Raw genomic sequence first — 5348 nt, 5'->3', positions numbered from 1 at the left:
ATAGCACGGATGCTATAAATGGCAGTCAATTATATGCAGTAGCAAATACAGTGGGAAATGTAGCTAGTTCTACTAAGAATATTTTAGGTGGTAATGCCGTGGTTAGTACTGATGGGACGATTACTATGTCTTACATCGGGGATACAGGAGCCTCCACCGTACATGACGCAATAAAAGCTGCTTATGATAAAGACGCATCCGTAAAGGCTGGCAGTTCAAATATTACTGTAACAAATGCTAATAAAAATGCCACTGGTGGCACTGAATATACTGTAGATATTGCTAAAAATTTATCTTTAGATAACGTAACAACAGGTAATACTGTTATCAATAATAAAGGTTTGACTGTTGGCGGCAACACATATGTTTCTGACAATGGTTTAAATGCTAACTCTAAAAAAATAACTAACGTAGCTGATGGTGAAGTTTCCCCTACATCTAAGGATGCCGTTAATGGTAGCCAATTGTATCAAGCAACTAACGGTATTAGCAGTGGCGTGAGTCATTTAAATAAAAAAATTGGTAAAGTTGGTGCCGGTGCAGCTGCATTAGCGGCAATTCATCCGTTGGATTTTGATCCTGATGATAAATGGAACTTTGCAGCCGGTTACGGTAACTATGCCGGTGAAAATGCTATGGCATTAGGCGCTTTCTACAGACCAAATGAAGACACTATGTTCAGCGTAGCCGGCTCTATGGGCAACGGTGAAAACATGGTTAATGCCGGTGTTACCGTGAAATTAGGTCAGAAAAATGGCGTATCTACATCCAGAGTAGCTTTGGCTAAAGAGGTTCAGGACTTAAAGGCCATTGTGAAAGCACAAAATGTAGAAATTCAACAAATGAAAGCATCTATGGGAATGGCTCCTCAGTATGAAATGAAAGATGTGAACTTCCCTGATGTACCAGCTAATCACTGGGCTTATGAATATGTAAAATCTTTGGCTGATAGAGGTCTTGTTGAAGGCTATCCTGATGGCGAATTTAAAGGTGACCGTGCATTGACTCGTTATGAATATGCTGCGATTATTTACCGTGCTTTACAATTGGGTGCACCAATTGATGGCAAAATGGGGCGCGCAATTAACGAATTTAATCCTGAATTGGCTTGTCTTCATGACCTAGATCGCACTCGTGTAGATCGAATCTCTGGTAAAGACAATGATCGTCATAAGGTAGAACGACTTCGTGTCAACAATAAAGACAACAAGCAAACCAATGATTACAGAGACGTTTACGGTAGTCATATCGAGCGTAATGCGAAGTAATTACTTGTCATGAAATAACCTTTTACACTAAAAGGAAGACAACAAAATAGTTCTTTTATAAACTAAAGAAAAACAAAAGAGGCTGTGATAAACAGCCTCTTTTCATCAAAATAGCGGGTAGTTGATTTAATAACAATCTGCACTTTCAGAAATCAGAAATTATGTTTCTTTTCTGGAGTGCAGATTATAGTCAACTATCCGCTATTTTATTCAATTAATTGCATTATTAATTATGTTATTAAAATGATTTTTTACCTAGTGTAGGGTGGTTACAACGTTTTAGCGTTAATGTATCAATCATATGGACTGCTTCGTCCAATGTAATATCTTCGCGTTTCGTTGGTGTTTCTAGGACTGCTAACGGATGCTCCGTGCCGACCTCACCAGAAGGCAAGTAAATATATTCTTGGTTGATGGTATCACCAAAGATATAGCCTGCTTGTAAATGCTCTTTATGAATGCGACTCATGGTCTCTCCTTAGATGATTTGTTTTAGTTTGAAGTCTAGATAGTCTGCAGATACTAGCTCTAGTTTTGTCGTACCAAACTCCTTTGGAATTCGGTTAAAGGAAATTTGATCATGTAAGTGGCCAAAGATGCAGATATCTACGTTATATTGTTCCATGAGGTCCGTAAAACCGGAAGGGGCGTTGGACTCGTTGAATGGAGGGTAATGTAGCAACAATAATTTAGTTACAGGAATATTCTCTATATCTCTAATGGAATCAGATGTTGATGATAAATAGGCCGTTGCCTTATCCATTTCCTGTAGTGCTGCTTCGGTACGCATTAATTCTCTTTCGTAAATGGATTGATCCGTTTCTGGTGAAAAGTGTGAGTCTCCAGGACAGAGATAGGCGCGTGTTCCACCAAATGCAATAATGCGCAGCCCTTCTTCGGTTTGGATGACTTCTGCAGTGCCGTGACCCTGTAAAAAGGTAATAGCATCGCCCATGAGATTCTGCATCTTGTTTGCTGATGCCCACCAATAATCATGGTTGCCGCGAATCATATATTTTTTGCCCGGCATGGATGCAATTTCTTGTAAATCGCACGCCGCTTCCTCGAGGCGGAGAGCCCAGCTCATGTCACCTACGAGAAAGACTATATCTTCATCGCTTACATTGGCATTCCAATGTTCTTTGATGCGGGTCCAGTGATTATTCCAGTGTGGACCAAAAATATCCATCGGCTTCGTCGGAGGATTGCCAGATAGATGGAGGTCGCCGATGGCAAATACTTTCATAAAAATCCTTTCAATTATGTATGATTAAAACCATATAAATTTATTATAATTTATTATATAAATTATATACGGTATATGATCAGAACTATTTCGTAGCTTGAAAATAAGGCGTAATATCGTGCATGATTTTAGCAGCTCGTTCCTCATCGCAAGTTTGAGGAATTTTGTAGCCCACATAGAGGGGCGTCGTTACATAACGAGCTACTACCTTGATGTAATCATAGCCGTCCTCAAGATTATATACGAAGTAATTATAGGACTGGCTAAAGTTGGCTACACTACGCAATACATAGCGCAAAATTTGCTGTAGTCGAAGGGCTACAGCACGAACTGGCGCATCTGGTTTGAAGCGAATATTGTACTCAAAGAACCCGATAATTGGATGGGTGGATAAGGTGATACGCACATCCTGATCCTCGTGCAAGAGCCAGCCCTCCATGTTTTGCACAGTAATATCTTTGTGATAATCGTAATTCTCAAGGCCTATAATCTGGCTGTGTGGATGGCGAATAGAACCGCCGGACATATAGCCGTAATTCTTGAAGAAGAGTACGGATTTAAACTCTTTACGCTGACGAGTTTCGCGCCACTTATCGAGACCAAATTGGAGAATGTGGGCTGCTTCGTCTGCAGGTAAGGTGGAAAATTCGCCTTCGTCAGTTTCCGTTTCAATAATAACGGTAGGCCAAGTTTTTTCTAAGACTGGATATTTGTTCATAAGCCATATAATATGACCTGATGTATCGAGAATATCCGTTAGTTTGGAACGATCACAGAAGGGACAACGCACTTGTTCATTGCGAATATTGACGGGCTTTGTGCGCCCTAATTCGATATTAAATCTAAGTGGTTTGTTCATCTAGTGCCTCCTTCCTTGCAAGAAAATCTATATTCTTAATCATACCACAACTAAGGCATTCGTACATAAAATAATGGTATAATAAAAGAGTGTTATTTTTATGATTAAGGAGGTCCCATGAAACCGACGACGCTAGTATTTCCCATTGATGAACAAAATCGTATACTGCTAGGTCGTAAAAAACGTGGTTTTGGGGCCGATAAATATAATGGTTTCGGTGGTAAATTGGATGATGGTGAAAGTTTCAGAGCGTGTGCCATTCGCGAACTGTTTGAGGAGTCAGGCCTTCAGGGGCGTGCCGAAGATTTAGAGTGTGTAGCGGCTTTTGATTTTCAATTTCCTTTTGATGAAAGTTTAACGCACGTAAGCTATGTGTATTTTTTACGTGCTTTCACAGGTAATGTAGAGGAAACAGATGAAATGGAGCCTCACTGGCTAGAACCAAATCAAATTCCATACGAGCATATGTGGGACGGTGACCGCAGATGGTTGCCGATGCTGTTAGCAGGAAAGAAATTAAAAGGGCCTATTGTGTTTGGCCGAGATAATAGCATGGTGGACAAGATGGACTTGACCACTGTGGATACCGTTCTTGAAAGCGAACACTTGGCGCGCATTGATCTGTATATTAACGGCTGATACGTATAGATTATTTGCGTTATATTGTCGAATATAGGTATTCTTTATACTATGCCGACGAATTTTGGTGTATACCTATTTAATTATTAACATAAAATTACTAACATCAAAATGATGGTTTGGTGGATTTTAAAATGTAAAAAGGGGCTATATGACCATGAGAGTGGTAATATGCTCCGTAATTTATACTGTTTTGAGGTAATATGACTGATAAAAAGAACCCAAAGTGGGTGCCACAGCTATTGGCGTGGTATGATGTGCATAAACGGGAGTTGCCGTGGCGCGATTGTGGGGACCCTTATAAGATTTGGGTTTCCGAGGTGATGAGCCAGCAGACGCGCATTGAGGCTATGAAGCCATATTATGACAATTGGATGCGTCTATTTCCAACTTTGGAGGATTTGGCAAAGGCTTCCGAAGACGAGGTAGTTCACGCCTGGCAAGGGCTTGGCTATTACAGCCGTGCTCGTAACTTGCGCCTCGGCGTGAAGGACGTAGTTGAAAACTACGGCGGTATAGTGCCTCACGATCGTAAGACCATGGAGTCCCTAAAGGGCGTAGGTTCTTATACGGCTGGGGCCGTACTATCTATGGCGTACAACGAACCAGAGGTAGCTGTAGATGGCAATGTATTGCGCATCTATGCTCGTCTATATCGCATCTTTGACGATATTTTAAGCACTAAGGGTAAAAAGACTATTACAGCCATCGTGGAGGAGACCTTGCCTCATGATCGACCTGGTGATTTTAACCAAGCCTTGATGGATTTTGGCTCTGCTGTGTGCATTCCCAAAACTCCACGTTGTGGGGAATGTCCTATTGTAAATATGTGCGCTGCCTATCAACATGAGGATACAGATAAACTACCAGTGCGCATCAAGAAAACAAAGGTAGTCGAGGTGCCTCTGTTTGTAGGTATTTTGCAATATGGGGAATATTACTTATTGCATAAGCGCCCAAATCGTGGGCTGTTACGGTCTATGTGGGAGTTTCCATCTGTAGAAATGGTATCGGCCTTTGACGAAGGAGAACGAGGTCTCGAGGAATTAGTTAAGGCCCTTGACTTTGACCTATCCTTACAACCAGTGCTTGTAAAAGAATTAACACATATTTTCTCTCATCGAAAATGGTTTATGAAAGCATTCCGTGGCGACTTAACGTACGCAGGGGACGCTAACAATATATCGATTGCAGATATCCGCACTCAATTGCCAAAGGATTGGATGCTCATCAAGCGCGATGAGTTTGCCGACTATGCTTGGGCGGGGCCTCATGGTAAATTGACGGAAATCGCAAAGTAATTTGTAGGAGCAATGAATGAGAATTCTATTTAATA

6 protein-coding genes are annotated in these 5348 nt (G+C 41.2%); 3 read left to right on the top strand and 3 right to left on the bottom strand.

What is annotated here, in order from left to right:
- Positions 1-1268, top strand: a 1268-nt coding sequence (locus tag Q0507_RS08335; protein WP_298714989.1) for an S-layer homology domain-containing protein, incomplete at its 5' end; no start/stop codon positions are given.
- Positions 1269-1506: 238 nt separating this feature from the next.
- Here Q0507_RS08335 and Q0507_RS08330 read toward each other — a convergent pair.
- The 3 genes from Q0507_RS08330 to Q0507_RS08320 form a co-directional block, all read right to left on the bottom strand.
- Positions 1507-1737 (bottom strand): hypothetical protein, encoded by a 231-nt coding sequence (locus Q0507_RS08330; RefSeq protein WP_298714987.1) that lies wholly within the window; start codon positions 1735-1737, stop codon positions 1507-1509.
- Positions 1738-1746: 9 nt separating this feature from the next.
- On the bottom strand, positions 1747-2514 hold the full coding sequence (locus Q0507_RS08325; protein ID WP_298714985.1) for a metallophosphoesterase: 768 nt from the start codon (positions 2512-2514) through the stop codon (positions 1747-1749).
- An 85-nt stretch (positions 2515-2599) separates the two neighbouring features.
- A complete protein-coding gene (locus Q0507_RS08320) occupies positions 2600-3373 on the bottom strand; it encodes a DUF4931 domain-containing protein (RefSeq protein ID WP_298714983.1) in 774 nt (257 codons plus the stop codon).
- A gap of 117 nt (positions 3374-3490) precedes the next feature.
- Between Q0507_RS08320 and Q0507_RS08315 the strand changes: the two genes are divergently transcribed.
- Positions 3491-4012 (top strand): 8-oxo-dGTP diphosphatase, encoded by a 522-nt coding sequence (locus Q0507_RS08315; protein WP_298714981.1) that lies wholly within the window; start codon positions 3491-3493, stop codon positions 4010-4012.
- Between the two features lie 203 nt (positions 4013-4215).
- Positions 4216-5313 carry an A/G-specific adenine glycosylase gene (gene mutY, locus Q0507_RS08310; protein WP_298714979.1) on the top strand — a complete coding sequence of 366 codons (1098 nt, stop codon included), beginning with the start codon at positions 4216-4218 and terminating at the stop codon, positions 5311-5313.
- The last annotated feature ends 35 nt before the right edge of the window (positions 5314-5348 follow it).

Origin of the sequence: uncultured Veillonella sp., from assembly GCF_938010505.1 — a bacterium.
Taxonomy (GTDB): Bacteria; Bacillota; Negativicutes; order Veillonellales; family Veillonellaceae; genus Veillonella.
This window is presented reverse-complemented; position numbering and strand designations above follow the sequence as displayed.